The sequence below is a fragment of the Echinicola soli genome (genome assembly GCF_006575665.1).
GTDB lineage: Bacteria > Bacteroidota > Bacteroidia > Cytophagales > Cyclobacteriaceae > Echinicola > Echinicola soli.
This window is the reverse complement of the sequence record NZ_CP041253.1, coordinates 2,122,497-2,140,000: the sequence shown is the minus strand read 5'-3', so window position 1 is coordinate 2,140,000 and position 17,504 is coordinate 2,122,497. Positions and strand designations below refer to the sequence as shown.

Sequence of the window (17,504 nt, the reverse complement as noted above, 5' to 3'; positions counted from 1 at the left end):
ACACCTTACTATACACCTCCATTCTCCTGGCATCTATCATGGGAACCACAAACGATCCAGGCTCAACCATATCAACCACTTGAAAAGCCAAGGCATCTAAGGTACCAACAGCTATCAGTGGTATCTGATGAGCAAAGGAAATCCCCTTTGCAGTCGAAACCCCGATCCTAAGTCCAGTATATGATCCCGGTCCTTCTGAAACTGCTACTGCACTTAAATCACCACTTTCCAAACCCGCCCGATCCAAGAGGCTCTTGATCGCAGGCATAAGCTTTTGGGCATGTACATTTTCCTGATGGAGCTCTAATAAGCCCACCAGGCCTTTCTCCTCATGCAGCGCCACTGAACATACCGAAACGGCGGTTTCTATCGATAAAATCAAACTCATTGCAGCATCATTTGTACAACCTAAAACTTAGTACCATTATGAAGGTAGTGGTAATGTGATCAAAACTCAAAAACTCCTCCCCACATCCTTAAAGAATACGAAGAGGAGCTTAAATTCATGACAAGACAATTATTTTTTTGCCATTGCTGGCTGAAGCATCTGATGGTATTGTCCTTCGTTAGATAGAATCTCTACCGCCTTGGCAATTTCTCTATCTTGATCAAGAGAAGCCTCAACCACTCCTCCTTCATAATAATACCTGGATACTATTTCGTCCTTGAGCGCTTCTTTTATCTCCCCCTCAAAGGTCACCAAATCCTGCTCCTTATTATGGCTTACACTTTTCTTTAAAGAATCAATCTCACTCTGTATTTCTTCAAAATACTTCTCCTCTTTAGCATATTCTTCCAGATCTTCGATTGTTTTCTCGACCCTGGTCACATAATCATACTCCTTCCCTTCTAACCAACTGACGAATTTCTGGTAAAGCTCATCATCCACATCAAATGCCCGCGGAGAAGAAATGCTGTCATGTTTGTAATAAAATTCATTTACAAACTCAAAAACAAGACTTCTGGCTACCAAACTATAGGTAATAGGCGCATAGGTTCTTGGGTCCACTTCCTCATCCGGCATAATTCCTTCTCCATCCCAAACGGTACGCCCATTCTTCGTCTTGAATTCATGTCGTAGAGAATCGGCCACGGATACAGCCTTACCATCCTCTCCTCGCTTGCTATAGTCTATTTCTTGGATACATCGACCACTAGGGATATAATACTTGGCAGTAGTCACCTTGACCTGCGCATTATAGGAAAGAGGAATGGTGCTTTGTACCAAGCCCTTTCCAAACGTCTTTCTTCCTACCAGCACTGCCCTGTCATAATCTTGTAGGGCCCCAGAAACAATTTCTGATGCAGACGCTGATCGCTCATTGACCAAAATGGCCAGTGGGATATGCTTATCCACTGGTGAACGATTGGTTTTATATTCAGCATTTACATTATCGAGCTTCCCAATAGTACTTACCACCTCTTTACCTTTTGGAATAAACAGACTTACAATATCCACCGCCTCCTTCAGGATACCTCCTGGATTATCCCTGAGATCCAATATCAACCGATCAGCTCCACGATCCTTTAAATCCACAAGCGCTTTTCTCACATCATCTCCAGCATTAGTCGTGAAATCCGTAAGCTTAATATAACCAATGCTATCATTTACCATCCCGTAATACGGTACGTTATTGATTACGATCTTCTTCCGCGTAATATCAAAGGACAGGGTGTCTACTCCTCTCTTCACTACTACCTCCACAGGAGTATTGGCGGGACCTTTTAGCATTTCGGAAATATCAGAAGTCATTAGGTCGACCACATTTACGGAATCCACTTGAAGGAGCTCATCACCAATCCTAAGCCCTGAAGATTCAGCAGGAAAGTTTTTATAAGGCATTAGAATCATGTTCTTCCCAAGCCTATTACCGATCATGGCACCTACTCCGCCATACTCACCAGTAGTCATAGTCCTAAAATCCTCCGATTCTTCTTCTGGAATATAAGTCGTGTATGGGTCCAGCTTTTCTAGCATTGCATTGATACCGACTGTCACCAACTCCTCGGGTTTTATTTCATCAACATAGTAGGAGTCTAGTTCCCTGATAAGAGAAGCGAAGATGTCAAGGTTCTTGGCAATTAAAAAAAGTTTATCATTTTTTTCCTTAAAGGAAACCAACATCCCTCCTCCAACTATCAACACCAAAAAAATGGCGACTATGCTACTTCTTTTCTTCATCATCTTTACGGTTTGCTTCTTGCCTATCTGCAAGTCGATTTAATACTTTCTGAACCTTTGACTGGATCTTGTGAAATTCTTCCAGCCCGGGTGCTACATATACGAAAGCTATTAATTTTTTGTTGTTTTCACCATTTATAAGGATGGATTTATTGAGTCGATAGGCCTCCTTCATCCTCCTTTTGAGGTAATTCCTATGAACGGCCTTTCGGATTTTCCTTTTGGAAACAGAAAAAAGTACCTGATTGGTTTCTACGTCCCCATCCAAAGGCAGGTAAATGACCTTGAAAGGATATAAAAAAAAAGAGGAACCTTTATCAAAAAGTTCCTTTATTAACTTTTTAGAATGTAATCTTTCCTTCTTTGGCAGCCTATAGTCCATAGTGATAAGGCATCAAGGAACGAACAAATTACTTCTTAAGCGTTTTCTCAGAAGATACGGACAATTTATGTCTACCTTTTGATCTTCTTGCTTTGATCACCCTTCTGCCGTTAGGTGACGCCATTCTTTCCCTAAAACCGTGCTTGTTTCTTCTTTTTCTGCGAGAAGGTTGAAATGTTCTTTTCATGATCGTTTTAATTTTATATCGGCTACAGAATATTCAGCGGGACTGAACACTTAATCACCACCTGCTTCTTTTACCGATTTATGTTTTTAATTTTTTCCGCTTTTTTGTGTCCCTGTTTTCAGTATACCCTGAAAAGGACTGCAAAGATAGCCACGTTTTTTTTTATTTACAAATCAGTGGCTTACTTTTGTTTACTGCAAAGCACAAATGTAAATGGAATACCTGATATATCGAAATAATCCTGTCAATCAATTTGTACAAATCGAACTTTCCTTTCAGTGTGAAAGTGACACCACCTACTTCCTACAGCTCCCTTCGTGGAGACCTGGCCGGTACGAAATCACAAATTACGCTCAGAAAATCAGGGGGTTTTCTGTAAAGCACCGTGCTGATCCCATCCAATGGCATAAGCTCACCAAAGACTTATGGACATTAAAATCCACCCAAGCTGGACGCTATAGTGTGTTTTATGAATTTCACGCTTCTCAAATGGACGCTGGCGGGAGCTGGTCTGATGACGAGCAGCTCTATCTTAATTTTATCAATTGTTGCTTTGAAATAAAGGGGATGGAAGACGAACCTATTAGTGTCCAACTCAAACTTCCGGATGATTTTGAAGTGGCCACGGCATTGCCAAAAGAAGGAGATAACCTTTACCAAGCGGCTAATTACCAACACCTCGTAGACAGTCCGCTTATTGCTTCACCAAGCCTGACCCACTACAGCTATCAGGTAAAAGGCAGTAACTTCCACCTATGGTTTCAAGGCGAAATCCATTTCGACATCCCTCAACTCATCAATCAGTTCGAGGCATTCACCAAAAAGCAAATCGCTACATTTGGTGAATTTCCTGCGGATGATTATCACTTCCTCTTTCAGCTTCTCCCCTACAAGCATTACCACGGGGTAGAACACCGGTTTTCTACCGTAATCACCTTTGGCCCTGCCAGCGCTTTGAAAGAAAAAACAGAAATGGACGAATTCTTTGGAGTAAGCTGCCATGAACTTTATCACTTTTGGAATGTCTGCCGCATCCGGCCAAAAGCACTGCTACCGTATGATTTTTCCAAAGAGGTGTATTTCGATTCAGGCATCGTTGCGGAAGGAGTGACCACATACATGGGGGATATTTTCTTGTTGAAATCAGGATATTTCAGCTTAGAGGCTTTCCTGGCCAATATGCAAAAGCAACTTAACCGGGAGCTTGGATCTTATGGCTGGCAAAACCAATCCATCACTGCCTCTAGCTGGGACCTGTGGCTGGACGGCTATAAGGCAGGGATTCCAGAGAAGAAAGTAAGTATTTATAACCGTGGCTCTCTAATCTCCACCATATTGGACCTCATATTGATGGATCAAGGAAGCAGTTTACATGAAGTCATGAAATTAATGTGGCAAAGATTCGGCAAATCCAATAAGGGATACACCCTGCAAGACTTCATGCTGATTATCACAGAACTTGCAGGAAATGATGTATACGTCAATAAGTTTTTCGAAAAATACATCACAGGAACCGATGACATTTTCCCCCTCCTTTGTGAGCAACTCGAGACGGTCAATATCAGCATCAAAACGATGCCACACACACAACTCCTTGCTGCCAATTGGGGCATACAGACCCTTCCTGATGGCACGGTTTCAAAAATCCATCCCGAAAGTCCTGCTTATCAACTTCTAATGCAGGGAGACAAAATAACCACCATCAATGGTAAAAACTTCTCCCAAACACTTCTACTAGAAAATGAAGGGCTGCAACTGGAGATCGATCGCTTTGCCAGAAAAATAAATCAGCAATTACCTGCATCCACGACCAATTACTACCTCGAGTATCTTCTGATCGCTGGAGAATCAAATCCCAAACGAGTAGGCTGGATGAAATAGCGTTCTTTTCAATAGTCATTTAAAACCATGAAAATCAAATAAATAACTTATTTTATTTGTATATTAATACAAAATAAAACCCAAATGACATGGAAACTATTTCAAAAATCGAACTATGGGCAGACACCCACCATCCTAAGTGGATAGATTTCATTAGAATGGCGCTGGGTTTATTTATCTTGTACAAGGGCATCATGTTTATCGCCAATACAAGTGCCTTGATGGAAATGATGAGCAACAGTGACCTCCAGTTTTTTAACCTGGCATTGGCACATTATGTAGCCTTTGCACATTTGGTGGGAGGTTTTATGATTGCTGTAGGTTTATTGACGCGCTTTGCAATTATATTCCAAATCCCAATTTTACTGGGCGCAGTCCTCTTTATCAATATTAACCAAGGATTTCTTTCCGTATCTAACAACTTAGAGTTTGAACTGTCCTTGACTGTGTTGATTTTATTGGTGGTATTTATGATCTATGGATCAGGAAAATTCTCCTTGGACCACTGGATGAAAAACCACCCAAACTGGTAACACTTCATTATACCAACAAAAAAAGGATGCCCCCGATAACAGGAGCATCCTTTTTTTGTTTTGGGACGAGAGCCATATTAAAACTCAAAAAGTCCGCTATCTAACGCTTGGTTAAACACCACCGAAGTTATTTTGGCTTCCATCGGTGCGGGCATCATCGCATTGGCGATCACCATTTTCGATGGTACCATAATTCCGTCTACTTCCATATAATCCTTATAACTTACCGTACCGGCTGCTTCTGATTCCGTCTTCAACTTTAGACCAGATTCCACGCTATAAAATTCAGAAGTCTCCACACCACTGGCATCCTTAAGCAGTAGCTTATACGCTGCTTCTCCTTCCACATCTTCCGTTCCTCCATAAGAAACTTCATATCCCAATTCCTCATAAAACAGTTCAGGAAACACAAAGGTCTGACTTTTCATGGAGTTTAACTGATCTTCTGTTAGATCCTGCTCTTGTCCCATACTCACCACTTTTCCTTTATTATCCTTGATAACAGTCTTGGCCACTTGATTACCGTTCATCTTTGTAAGGTTCAGCAGACGATTATGTTCCTGGTCAGTCACGGCTTTGATCACAAGGGTCATTCCTTGGATTTCTGTTTCCATGTTCATTTCCATATTCTTGATCGCTTTTACCTTATCGATACCACCGGCGGCTTTGATGTATTTGTCCACTACCTGCTGTACCGTCACCTCTTGGGTTACGATCAAGTTCTTTTTTTTCTCCACGGCTTCATTGGCCTGGACATTCACTCCATTCATCATCAGTGATGCCACCAATGCAATCATTGCCTTTTTCATAGTTGTTTTTTATTTAAAATCTTCGTCTGCCAACACAGCATTAAACTCAAGTGATTCTACCTTGGTATTTAAAGGAGCAGGGATCATAGGAGATTTAACGACCATCTCCATGGCATATTTCACGCCATCATGCTCTTGGTATTCAGAATAGGTGATTTCACCGGTCTTTTCATTTTCACTCTTTAGTTTCAAACCAGTTTCGACACTATAATAGTTCACACTCTTAGCACCAGTAGGATTAGAAACGATCACTTTATAGGCAGTTTGCCCCTCGATATCTTTTACTCCATCCAGCTCCAGGGTATACATCAACTCCTCAAAATGCACTTCAGGAAAGATGAACATGTTCATTTTTGCCTCTTCGTACTGTTCATCTGTAAGCTCCTTATTTTGCCCCATGGCTGATACGGTACCTTTTCCCTCTTCAAGCACCGTATTGGAAACGGTATTTCCCATCATACCTACCTTTTGGCTAAATCGCATGCCTGGATCATCGTAAGCCATTGTCATTTCGATCACTTGACCTTGTACTTCGGCTTGGACTTTCACTTTTGCTGTTTTGATGGCTTTGACTGCTTCTTCCCCTCCAATAGCCTGGATGTAATTGGCCACGACCTTCTCGGCGGTCATGTCGGTATCGGTCATCTCTATCTCCTTGGCCGGATCGCCCCAATTGTCATAAAGGCTAACTGGGCCAAACTGGTCTAGCTTATCTTTAATGTCAGTACCATTTCCCACAATCGTAATGTACATATTCTCAGGCTTGATATACTTGCGCGCCGCGGCATTGATATCATCCACTGTAAGTGCACTAAGCCGCTGTAAGTAGGTCTTATAGAAGTCCTCTGGCAAGCCGTAACGTTCGATGTTTATCGCAAAACTGGCCAGTGTCGAAGGACTTTCCAGCGACCTGCCAAAACTTCCGCTGAGATTTGCCTTGGCTGCCTCTAGCTCTTCGGAGGTCACTCCCTCATCCACCATGTGGTTAACCTCATAAATCATTTCCACCAAAGCAGAATCTGTCACTTCCGTTCTTACAGAAGCTCCTGCAGAAAAACTGGCCACCAATTCATCTGTCCCAATCCTGGAATAGGCCCCATAGGTATACCCCTTATCCTCACGAAGATTCGTGAACAGTCTGGAAGAAGACCCGCCTCCAAGGATATAGTTCAGCACGCGCGTATCAAGATAATCATCACTCTTTAAGTTCATTTCAAGCGGATAGGCTATATCTATGACCGATTGAACGGATGCCGACCTGTCTACCAAAGCCACTTCATTCTGCTCTGGAGGAGAGGGTACAGGATAGTTCATCTCAGGAACTTGACCTTTTTCCCAACTTCCAAAGTGTTCCTTCACCACCTTTTCTGCTTCTTCTCTGTCAATATCACCTACTATGGCCAAATAGGCTATGTTTGGCTTAAAGTAAGTCTCATAGTACGTTTTGATATCTTCCAAGCCAATGGCCTCTATGGATTCCTCCGTCCTGATTTCACCATATGGGTGATCTTTACCATAAACTAATTTACCTACTAATCTTGAAGAAATGGCATCTGGTTCATCTTTGGACGCTGCCAAGCCTGTAAGGGATTGTTTTTTCAGTTTATCCAATTCTTCCTCAGGAAAGGATGGATGAAACAGCACATCTGCCATCAAATCGAGAATCTTCCCCTGATGCTCCTTTAGTGAGGAACCATACAAGGAAGTAGAACCTGCACTCAGCGAAGCCCCAATAAAGTCCACTTCTTCATCCAGTTGGTCTTTGGTCCTGTTAGTGGTTCCTGCCATCAACATTTCACCTACAAATCCGGTCATGCCAGCCTTTTCTTTTTCCAAAATCGGATCCCTGTCAATTACTAAGGAAAAAGCCACCCTTGGCAGTTTATGGTTCTCTACCACGAACACCTTCAGGCCATTGTCCAATGTAAAGGTATCAGGATCTTTCAGCTCTATCTTAGGGGCCGGTCCAGCCACTGGATAATTACTTCTATCAACTTGCGCATGGCCCAACGTAGTGATTGCCATGCAAAGAATTAAATATAAAATGCTCTTTTTCATAAGTTTGTCCACGTTCATGTTAAAAATCAATCTTGAGGCTGTGATGATTTTGGCAAGTAATAGAGCACCACCCTGCCGTCTAGGGTAAGGTACTTATTGGCCACACGCTTCAAATCCTCTCGGGATACCGCTCTGTATTTTTCCAACACCTCGTTAATATGTCCCGTTTCTCCAAAAAACACATAGGACTGTGACAGGCTTTGGGCAATTCCCGACATGGTACTGTTACTGCTCACCACATTATTTTCAATAATATTTTGCAGCTTCTCAAAGTCCCTTTCTGAAACACCTTCTTCTTGTACCTGCTTGATCAATTTATCAATTTCGGTCTCTAACTCCTCTGCCTGGACTCCCATATTAGTGATGCCATACATGATAAAGATCCCTCCATCTTCCAAATCAAGAGGAATGGCAGCCACGGCCAAGGCCTTTTGCTGCTTATCCACCAATTCCTTCGTCATCAGGGATGATTTTCCGCCAGTAAGGTAAGTGGACAGCATGTCCATCGCATAAGAATCAGGATCGTTTTTTGGAGGCAAATTATACGCCTGAATCACTGCCGGGATTTGGATATTGTCGTAGATAATATCCCTGATCTCTTCTGTCTTGGCAGGTTCCGTAATATTGGGACGATAGATATCCGCTTTGCCCTTGGGAATTTCCGAGAAATATTTCTCTACCCATTCTTTGGTCTGGTCATAGTCAATATCACCGGCGATGGTCAATGTCGCGTTGTTGGGCACATAAAATTCGTTGTAGAAACCCATAAACTCGTCCAGCGTCGCCGCATTAAGGTGATCCAAGGAGCCAATAGGCGCCCATTGGTAAGGGTGTTTGGTGTAAGCGCGCTTCAGGGTCTCTGGAAGGATGGTACCATATGGCTGGTTATCGTACCGCTGCCTTTTTTCTTCCTTCACTACTTCCCGCTGCGTGTCCACTCCCACTTGGTCTATTTTGGCATGAAGCATGCGCTCACTCTCCATATAAAGGGCCAATTCCAGTTTATTGGAAGGAAGCGTCTCATAGTAATAAGTAATGTCATTACTCGTATACGCATTCAGTGTTCCGCCTTCAGACTGGATCTTTTTCATGTACTCCCCTCTACCGATGTGTTCACTTCCTTCAAACAACAAGTGCTCAAAAAAATGGGCAAATCCCGTCCTTTCTGGATCTTCATTTTTAGAACCTACATGATACAGAACAGACGTCACCACGATCGGCGTCGTGTTGTCTTTATGCATGATCACATGCAAACCATTATCCAGGTTAAACTCCTGAAATTCAATTTCATTTTGTGCAATGACCGGAACAACCAGCATACTGGTTATGGTCATTATTAAAAAACAGACTTTTCTCATACTTGGGTATTTATATATTGTGAGCTTTTAGAATCTTAAATAGTTTGTATTAAATCATTTTAAAAATTATCTGATTATCCTGGTGAACATATCGATCACCTTTCAATTTCTCCCAGAATGGCAATCCTTACAACAAGAACACAAATATCATCCAAGTAATAAAACCCTGGACAATACAAGGAAATCAACCTAAATAGCGTCTCCTTATTGATGTTCTCTACCACCGTTTTTAACAACCACTCAATCCAAGAAGACCGCTATAAATGTATTTTTAATAAGATAAACTAGCAAATTATTGGTTACTTAAATATACGCACTCCGCACAAAACCGGAATATAGTTACCAATAAAAAGGGTTTTTGACCTCAAGCCAGTAAAAGATTAGCGTTAACGGTTTTCAGAGATTAAGGGATCAAGCCATATTTCAGGAGGCGGGGTAAGGTTTCGGATCAAGCGGAAAAGCGGGGGCTATGTAGCTTCGCTTTTGGATAGCGCGCAGATGACGCTGATTAATAAGATTTGCGCTGATCTTTTTTATAACGGAGCACGCATTCCTATTGCTAAATTAAAGAGAAATGGGTCTTAGAGCCTTTATGGTAAAAAGAAAGGGATACACCACACATGTATCCCTTCTGACGTTAATCAACACGAGAACTAAAAAATCACCAACATAGTAATTAAAAAAATATTGTCTTTAATCTATGTATCCAAAGCACTTCAATATCAGTGCCAAGAACATTATTTATTTCATAAAAGATGCAACTTACCTCTGTTATCATCACCTCCCGATCAAAAACAGGTGCTTATATCATAAATGACTGCATCTTTTGCGGTAGTTTCACTTTACTCAAATCGCATCATATCAAAAGCATAATGCACTTAAATATCGATCAACGTTAAACATAAGTACTTATTTTATCCTTACCCGCTTTCGATATAATAAAGGTACCTTGAATGCGTGCACAAAACTTGCACGGAGAGTGTTTTTAATCTACTTAACTGATTATCAGGACAAAAAAATACAGACAAAATGGGGTATAAATCCTTAAACTGGTGAATTGATCCACAAAAAACAGCTATTCACATCCAAAAAATAAAATTCATATTCAGGTCTACAGGATTCTTTAGCGAATACCTGTACATCACCTATTAACACAGAACCCGCGCTACCAAAAAAACATCAACCTGCTTCATTTAACCATTCCCATTCAGGCAGCCATTCTGGAATAATCGGAATGTATGTTCCCCCATAGATATTTTCCGTTTCTTCAGGGCCGATCACCTTTAAGGTGAATGTCATCTCCAGGTGTTTTTCATCCACATAATGGAAGCTATTTATTTTCCTGGAAAACGCAACTTCTAGTCCCATATCCTTAAGACTTTCCAAATGATTATATAGTTGCCTTCTGCTTATTCCCAAGCGAGTAGACAACTCTTCGGGAGAACCTGTTTTTTCTTCTCTCACCAATTTATTAATGAGCTGGAGACGTTCAATATGCTTGATAAAATTCATAAGTTGTCAGTGATTAATCCAAAACAAAAGTCTGCTTTTGAAGCATTTGATAGTAAACTCCTTCCTGAGCAAACAAATCGTGATGCTCACCCTGTTCGACAAGCGACCCTTTATCCAACACTAAAATACGATCAAAATCCCTTACCGCTGCCAGTCTATGCGTAATAAAAACAACCGTCTTTCCTTTTTTGACCAAAGTCCTGATCACCCTTTGGACGTATTCTTCGGATTTCGGATCCAGAGATGCATTGGCCTCGTCCATGACGATAATCTCTGGGTCACGGTACAAGGCCCGCGCAATGGCCACCCGTTGTTTTTGTCCACCGGAAAGAGATGCTCCATTCTCTCCCAGAAAGGTCGCTAAGCCATTTGGCAGTCCCTCTATAAATTCCATCATTCCCAATTCATGGCAAATCCCCACAATTTTCTGAATGTCCGGCTGATGATCTCCCAATGCGATATTATCGATCAGGTTTCCGGCAAATAGATCAACCTGCTGTGGCACCACCCCTACCAATCGCCGTAGACACCTGTGCTCAATATACGAAATATCATGGATACCTATCTTGATCTGTCCAGACTCTAGCGAATACAAATGCTGGAGGAGCGATGCCAAGGTAGACTTCCCGGATCCGCTCTCGCCCACGACGCCCGTAACTTTCCCCTTTTGAAAGGTAAGGTTAAGGCCATCAAATACTTTGGCCCTGGAGCCATAGCGAAAAACAACATTATTGAAGCTAATATCCCCAATGGCATCCCTTTCGATCTCAAACTTCTCTTTCCTCTCCTCCACTTCCAAATCCATAATCTCAAACAGCCTATCGGCTGCTATCACCGCATTCTGCATGGTTTTGTTCATCCCAATTATCCCCACCAATGGCCCCGTAAGGTATCCTATCAAGGCATAAAAAGACAGCAGCTCTCCAGGGGTAATCTCATTCTCCAGAACGTAGCCGGCCCCTATCCACAGCAAAAGAATCGTAAATAGCCGGGAAATGAATTCAGAGGAATTACTGGAAAACACATTGTTCATTCCTGATTGATAGATGGAACCCAGCATATTGATGAATTTGCCCTCTGTTTTGATATTGGCATAGTCCTCAGCTCCAAACTGCTTAATGGTCCCCACTGAATGAATTGATTCCACCAACTGCGACTCCAGCTCAGCAGTGTTTTCCATCAGCTTCCGCTCCACCCTCCTGTTCAATTGGTTGGTGATAAGATAGACCACCAGGTAAAGTGGAACAATCATCAGCATGATCAGGGCCAATTTCCAATAAAAGGTAAACATCAGTGCAAAGGAAAAAAACACAATAAAAACATTTACCACCAAACTGATCGATACATCGTTGATAAATGCTCTGATCTTTACGGCATCATTGATCCTGGAAATGATCTCTCCCACTCTCATGGTATCAAAAAAACGTTGTGGCAAAGAGAGCAAATGTTTATAATAGCCCAAAATCAATCGGGCATCGATCTTTTGCCCTGTCTTGATCACAAAAACCGACTTGTATACTCCGATAAAAACCTGGAATAGCAGCAGCAATATCATCACCACACTCATCAGATTCAATAAATTAGTATTGCGGCTGATAAAGACATTGTCGATGATTTTCTGGACATAAATGGAAGTGGACAAGCCCAGGATAGTATAAATGCCCGCCCCAAAAACAGCCTGTAGCATTACACTTTTATGCGGGCTGATCAGGAACCAAAAACGCTTGGCCACAGAGACCGTCTCGTTCATGGCCCTGAATTCCTCATTGGGCATCAATAGCACCAAGACCCCGGACCAAATCTCCTTAAATTCATCATGGGTAAACTTCTTCATCCTGCCCTCTGCCGGATCCATGACTTTCACATACCGCTTGTTCACATGATAGATCACCACATAATGATGGAGCGTCTTATTCAGTACCACATGGGCAATCGCCGGTTTTGGCACCTGGAAAAGACTTTCAAAACTCCCTCGAACACCTTTGGTAGAAAACCCCAATTTCCCCGCAGCTTCTATCAAACCAAGCACATTGGTGCCTTTTTGGTCGGTAGAGGCCAATTGGCGGATTTTGGATATAGGTATCTTCAGCTTATAATTACTGGCGATTGATGCCAAACATGCCGCTCCACAATCCGTAATATCCCGTTGTTTGATTTTTATACTCATGAATATACCTTCTCAATCGTTTTACATGGCAGGGTTAAGCCAATTGTCCACTTTGTCATACAATAACTGATACAATGAGCGTCTTGCCACAAGGAAGCGGCCATTAAAGGTCATGCCCCTTTTCACATCTCCTTTGACGCCATTTTTAAGATAGAGCGCCTCTTGGTTCAGGTTACATACCACGCGAAAGGCCACTTGGTTTTCACTGATCATATTAATATCCTTCGAAATCTCTTCCACAGTTCCCTCGAGCAATCCCCATTGGTTATAATTATAGGCATCCACTTGCAGATTGACGGGTTGTCCAGGCTGGACAAAGGCAATATCAGCAGGATCCAAAAAGGCTACGGCCTTCAGGGTACTGTCAGGTGATATCTCAGCGATCTTCTGGTTGGCAAAGACGAAGTCCCCTGTCTTGATATTTTCAAAATTGATAATCGTTCCTGATACCCCGGCCATGATCGTATACTGGTGCAGCCTGTCGCGTAACCGCTTTTTGTTATTGGAGAGTTCATCCCACTCATTTTGATAATCGCGCAATTCCTGCTCCCATGAGGATATTTTTTTGCTGTGATAGATATCCAGGTTGGCCAATGATTGTTCGAACTTCGACCGGTACTCATCATACTCCACCGCTGAGATCGCCTTACTGTCAAAAAGCACCTTGGCCCGCTTAAGATCCCGCTTTTCCTTTTCCAATACCGTCTGCAGCTGTTGGACACCCGATACGTATTCAAAAAAGGCCGCCTGATAGTACTTCGTGACCAATGTCCTCCCCACAAATTCATCTATGCGATTTGGGCTGAGTTTCATCATCTTTCTTAAATCGCTAATGAAATTCTGGACCAAGGCCTTCCGGCTGTCCACGCCATCGATCTCCAAGTCAACCTGATCAGATTTGATCTCTGCCAATACCTGGCCCTTCCCGACAGATTCATTTTCGACGATGCTAATCGAAGAAACCCGCCCGGAAACAGGAGCATGGATCTCATTCCTTCCCAATGAAGTCTGGAACCTCCCCCTGGCACTGACAGATACATCCACATAAATAAATGGAAGGCTTGCCAAAATTCCGGTCAGGACAGCCATTACACTAAGGTAAATAACCTTTGACCTAACAGATATTTTGCTCTGATAATACTCAGTGGTTTGGTTGATTATAGTAGCTGGAAAAATCGTTTTCATTCATGACTCACGTTAAACAACGAATAATATAGCCCATTCTAAAACAAAATAAAAAAGACCTATTACCGGTAAAACACACCATCACCCTGCTTACCTTCTTGAAAATCACACAAAGATCATTTTATATGTTTCAAAAAACACAATAATAACATCAAACAGGATTATACGCGAAAACGAAATAATTTAATTAAATAAATAAAATTGGTACCATGAAACAATATCAAAGCATACTGGGTCAAACCATCCGAAGGAACAGGCAAAAATCACCTATGGGCACAGACAAAAATCGATTAAGTAATATTTCTGTGGGCGGGGTAAGGTTTACAGGATCAAGTGGAAAAGTTTGGGGGGAAATACAATTCAAGTGGTCATCACCTAAAGCATAAGGTGTGCAGCAAAGTTCGACTGGGAAAGTATAGTCCTATTGTTCCTATTTGGTTAACCTAAAGACATTTCCCCGGAAATATGGTTTGATAAGGTTTCCATTCATTTGGTATGTCGCCACGAAGTCGCCAGGACACGACGTGTTTTGTAGTAGGATTCCAAATTTCATGGAAAACAAACAGCTTTGGGGCTTATAGCCATTGTAGCAAAAAAAAGCAAGCCACTAAGTTATTTGTAAATAAAAGACGCCAATTGCACGAAAAACCCCTATCAACCCCCTTTGTGCCTTCGCGTCTTTGTGGCAAAAAAAAACGAAAAAGAAACCATATTAAAATATAGAGATTCATGGCCCCAATTTTTCCGCTTGCCCCACAAAACCCAATGTTTTAGCTACTCATTAAACAAAAAAAGCCGCCCTTCAGTAAGGACGGCTTTTTAGTTTTTGTATGGGTATAATATCTTACGCTTCAGCAGGCACTACGCTTACATAAGATTTACCATCGTGCTTTCTCTTAAATTCTACTTTCCCATCAGTCACAGCGAACAAAGTATGGTCTTTGCCAACTTTCACGTTCAATCCTGGGTGATGCTTGGTTCCTCTTTGTCTTACGATAATATTACCGGCAATTACAGATTCACCACCAAACTTTTTAACACCAAGTCGTTTACTGTGGGATTCTCTACCGTTTTTAGAACTACCGACACCTTTCTTGTGAGCCATAATCTTTAATGTTTTAGGCTATAAGATTAAACTTATAGTGCAATGTTTTCAATAAGTAATTTAGTAAACTCTTGTCTGTGACCATTTTTCTTTTTGTAACCTTTTCTTCTTTTCTTTTTGAAAACGATTACTTTGTCACCTTTCACGTGATCAAGAATTTTTCCTGTCACCTTGGCACCCGATAATAAAGGGGCACCTACCGATACCGTACCGTTGTCATCTGCCAACAATACCTCATCGAACTCAACGGAAGCGTCAACATCGCCTTGCAACTTTGGTGCATAGACATATTGATCTTTAGTTACTTTGAACTGCTTTCCAGCTATGTTAACTATTGCGTACATACTAAGAACTTTTTATCAAAATTGAGGTGCAAATATAAGCAGGATTTTAACAATTAAAAAACTTCCTCCATAGATTTATGCAAAAACATTAAAAAGCTGAGGACTACTTGCTTAACAAGCCACCTTGCCAATCGCCAAAAATACACCTCTTCTAATTAGATAAATCAAAACAGTATCTATTTTAACTTCTTTTTAGCAAAAAGGAAAATAGCCTTCAAACTTCTTGATTTAAATTAGCGGTATTAACGAAAGTACCTTGTCTCTCATAGGCCATGGGCTCCGATAGATTCATTGAAATTATCAATTAAAAATTCCTCACTAATTACTTGCTTTTGTTTAGGATTTGAAAATCAAACAGTTGTTTATTTTCAAATAAAAAAACAAAACAACAATCTGACTTACAGTAAATTACAAAACCACACTACTATTGACTGTAAGTCAAAAAATGCTTGAATTTAAGTTTGTGATATTTTTTTTACTTTTTTTCCACCCCACCCAAATGCCCCTTAAATGACGTTTTAATAGAATGGTAACTTTAAATTAACATACATTACACCTTGATATATAAGATTTTATCACTAATTTGACTTTTAGTCAAAAATAAGGATCGAACCCCTATCTATGGTTTTATTTTTAAAAATTCTTGGTGATATTTGTTCTGCGGCTCTGCTAAAAACTGCTTTCTACCAGGCATTTTTTGAGGAACAAAAGAACATTTACGGGAGCCTTTCACTTGATATTGTGAATGAAATAAATTGATGGCAATTAATATAAAACTGACCGACTAATGCAAAAGACCGAACCCATATTAGAACAAGGAGATAACAGTAGATTTGTATTGTTTCCAATTCAGCATGATGACATTTGGGAATTTTACAAAAAAGCAGAGGCTAGTTTTTGGACTGCGGAAGAGATCGACCTGGGCCAGGACATGAAAGATTGGAAAAACTTAAGTGATGATGAACGTCACTTTATTTCTCACGTTTTAGCATTTTTTGCAGCCAGTGATGGTATTGTAAACGAAAACTTGGCAGAACATTTCGTAGCTGAAGTGCAGTATACAGAAGCTAAGTTCTTCTATGGCTTCCAAATAGCCATGGAAAATATCCACTCAGAAACATACAGTCTTCTGATCGACACCTATATTAAAGACGCAAAAGAAAGAGACCGCCTGTTCAATGCCATCGAGCATTTAGACTGTGTAAAGAAAAAAGCAGACTGGGCATTGCGATGGATTGACGAAGGGGACTTCCAGGAAAGGCTGATTGCCTTTGCCGCAGTTGAAGGTATTTTCTTCTCTGGGTCTTTCTGCTCTATCTTCTGGCTGAAGAAGCGTGGCTTAATGCCAGGCCTGACATTCTCAAACGAACTCATTTCAAGGGATGAAGGCCTGCACTGTGATTTTGCATGTCACCTGTACACACAGCACATCGTCAATCCTCTACCAAAAGAGACCGTTTCTAAAATTATCCAAGATGCCGTAACCATCGAAAAGGAATTTGTCACTGATGCCCTTCCTGTAAGGCTTATCGGGATGAATGCTGATTTGATGTGTCAATATATTGAATTTGTAGCCGACAGGCTTCTATTGGAATTGGGTTGTGAAAAAGTTTGGAACAGCACCAATCCATTTGATTTTATGGACATGATCTCTCTTCAGGGCAAGACCAACTTCTTCGAGAAGCGGGTTGGCGATTATCAAAAAGCTGGGGTCATGAAAGGCAAAGATGCTTCTGATTCAGCTAAGTTTTCTGTAGAAGAGGACTTCTAATTTACTTATCCCAACCTTAAACTCCACGTT

The 17,504-nt window shown here is 41.3% G+C and carries 15 protein-coding genes (1 of these 15 only partly in view); 3 read left to right on the top strand and 12 right to left on the bottom strand.

The window, feature by feature from the left end; genetic code table 11:
- From tsaB to rpmH, 4 genes are all read right to left on the bottom strand, one after another.
- Nucleotides 1–388, bottom strand: partial view of a tRNA (adenosine(37)-N6)-threonylcarbamoyltransferase complex dimerization subunit type 1 TsaB gene (tsaB, locus tag FKX85_RS08665; protein ID WP_141614355.1) — the 5' portion only. 302 nt of this gene lie to the left of the window's left edge; 388 of the gene's 690 nt are visible here — the first part of the coding sequence; it begins with the start codon at nucleotides 386–388; its stop codon lies beyond the left edge, outside the window.
- Between the two features lie 129 nt (nucleotides 389–517).
- Nucleotides 518–2,185 carry a S41 family peptidase gene (locus tag FKX85_RS08660; protein WP_168196237.1) on the bottom strand — a complete coding sequence of 556 codons (1,668 nt, stop codon included), beginning with the start codon at nucleotides 2,183–2,185 and terminating at the stop codon, nucleotides 518–520.
- Nucleotides 2,166–2,564 (bottom strand): ribonuclease P protein component, encoded by a 399-nt coding sequence (locus FKX85_RS08655; RefSeq protein ID WP_141614354.1) that lies wholly within the window; start codon nucleotides 2,562–2,564, stop codon nucleotides 2,166–2,168. The genes FKX85_RS08660 and FKX85_RS08655 overlap by 20 nt, the downstream gene beginning before the upstream one ends.
- 28 nt (nucleotides 2,565–2,592) lie before the next feature.
- The gene (gene rpmH / locus FKX85_RS08650) at nucleotides 2,593–2,751 is read right to left on the bottom strand and encodes a 50S ribosomal protein L34 (protein WP_112784688.1); all 159 of its coding nucleotides are present in this window, start codon (nucleotides 2,749–2,751) and stop codon (nucleotides 2,593–2,595) included.
- Nucleotides 2,752–2,964: 213 nt separating this feature from the next.
- Between rpmH and FKX85_RS08645 the strand changes: the two genes are divergently transcribed.
- On the top strand, nucleotides 2,965–4,632 hold the full coding sequence (locus tag FKX85_RS08645; RefSeq protein WP_141614353.1) for a M61 family metallopeptidase: 1,668 nt from the start codon (nucleotides 2,965–2,967) through the stop codon (nucleotides 4,630–4,632).
- A gap of 89 nt (nucleotides 4,633–4,721) precedes the next feature.
- Nucleotides 4,722–5,165: a DoxX family protein gene (locus FKX85_RS08640; RefSeq protein ID WP_141614352.1), complete on the top strand. Its 444-nt coding sequence runs from the start codon at nucleotides 4,722–4,724 to the stop codon at nucleotides 5,163–5,165.
- A gap of 77 nt (nucleotides 5,166–5,242) precedes the next feature.
- Here the strand turns inward: FKX85_RS08640 and FKX85_RS08635 are convergent, their stop codons facing one another.
- The 8 genes from FKX85_RS08635 to rplU form a co-directional block, all read right to left on the bottom strand.
- The gene (locus tag FKX85_RS08635; RefSeq protein ID WP_229239807.1) at nucleotides 5,243–5,974 is read right to left on the bottom strand and encodes a LolA-like protein; all 732 of its coding nucleotides are present in this window, start codon (nucleotides 5,972–5,974) and stop codon (nucleotides 5,243–5,245) included.
- Nucleotides 5,975–5,983: 9 nt separating this feature from the next.
- Nucleotides 5,984–7,999, bottom strand: a complete 2,016-nt coding sequence (locus FKX85_RS08630; RefSeq protein WP_229239806.1) for a M16 family metallopeptidase — start codon at nucleotides 7,997–7,999, stop codon at nucleotides 5,984–5,986.
- Nucleotides 8,000–8,058: 59 nt separating this feature from the next.
- Nucleotides 8,059–9,390 (bottom strand): M16 family metallopeptidase, encoded by a 1,332-nt coding sequence (locus FKX85_RS08625; protein WP_141614350.1) that lies wholly within the window; start codon nucleotides 9,388–9,390, stop codon nucleotides 8,059–8,061.
- A 1,179-nt stretch (nucleotides 9,391–10,569) separates the two neighbouring features.
- On the bottom strand, nucleotides 10,570–10,902 hold the full coding sequence (locus FKX85_RS08620) for a helix-turn-helix domain-containing protein (protein WP_141614349.1): 333 nt from the start codon (nucleotides 10,900–10,902) through the stop codon (nucleotides 10,570–10,572).
- Nucleotides 10,903–10,915: 13 nt separating this feature from the next.
- Nucleotides 10,916–13,069 carry a peptidase domain-containing ABC transporter gene (locus FKX85_RS08615; RefSeq protein WP_141614348.1) on the bottom strand — a complete coding sequence of 718 codons (2,154 nt, stop codon included), beginning with the start codon at nucleotides 13,067–13,069 and terminating at the stop codon, nucleotides 10,916–10,918.
- Between the two features lie 21 nt (nucleotides 13,070–13,090).
- Nucleotides 13,091–14,254: an HlyD family secretion protein gene (locus tag FKX85_RS08610; RefSeq protein WP_141614347.1), complete on the bottom strand. Its 1,164-nt coding sequence runs from the start codon at nucleotides 14,252–14,254 to the stop codon at nucleotides 13,091–13,093.
- An 844-nt stretch (nucleotides 14,255–15,098) separates the two neighbouring features.
- A complete protein-coding gene (gene rpmA, locus FKX85_RS08605; RefSeq protein WP_141614346.1) occupies nucleotides 15,099–15,359 on the bottom strand; it encodes a 50S ribosomal protein L27 in 261 nt (86 codons plus the stop codon).
- A gap of 32 nt (nucleotides 15,360–15,391) precedes the next feature.
- Entirely contained in the window at nucleotides 15,392–15,703 is a 312-nt protein-coding gene (rplU, locus tag FKX85_RS08600) for a 50S ribosomal protein L21 (protein ID WP_141614345.1), read from the bottom strand.
- A 787-nt stretch (nucleotides 15,704–16,490) separates the two neighbouring features.
- Here rplU and FKX85_RS08595 point away from each other — a divergent pair.
- Complete coding sequence (locus FKX85_RS08595; RefSeq protein WP_141614344.1) at nucleotides 16,491–17,474, top strand: ribonucleotide-diphosphate reductase subunit beta; 984 nt, start codon at nucleotides 16,491–16,493, stop codon at nucleotides 17,472–17,474.
- Nucleotides 17,475–17,504 lie beyond the last annotated feature (30 nt).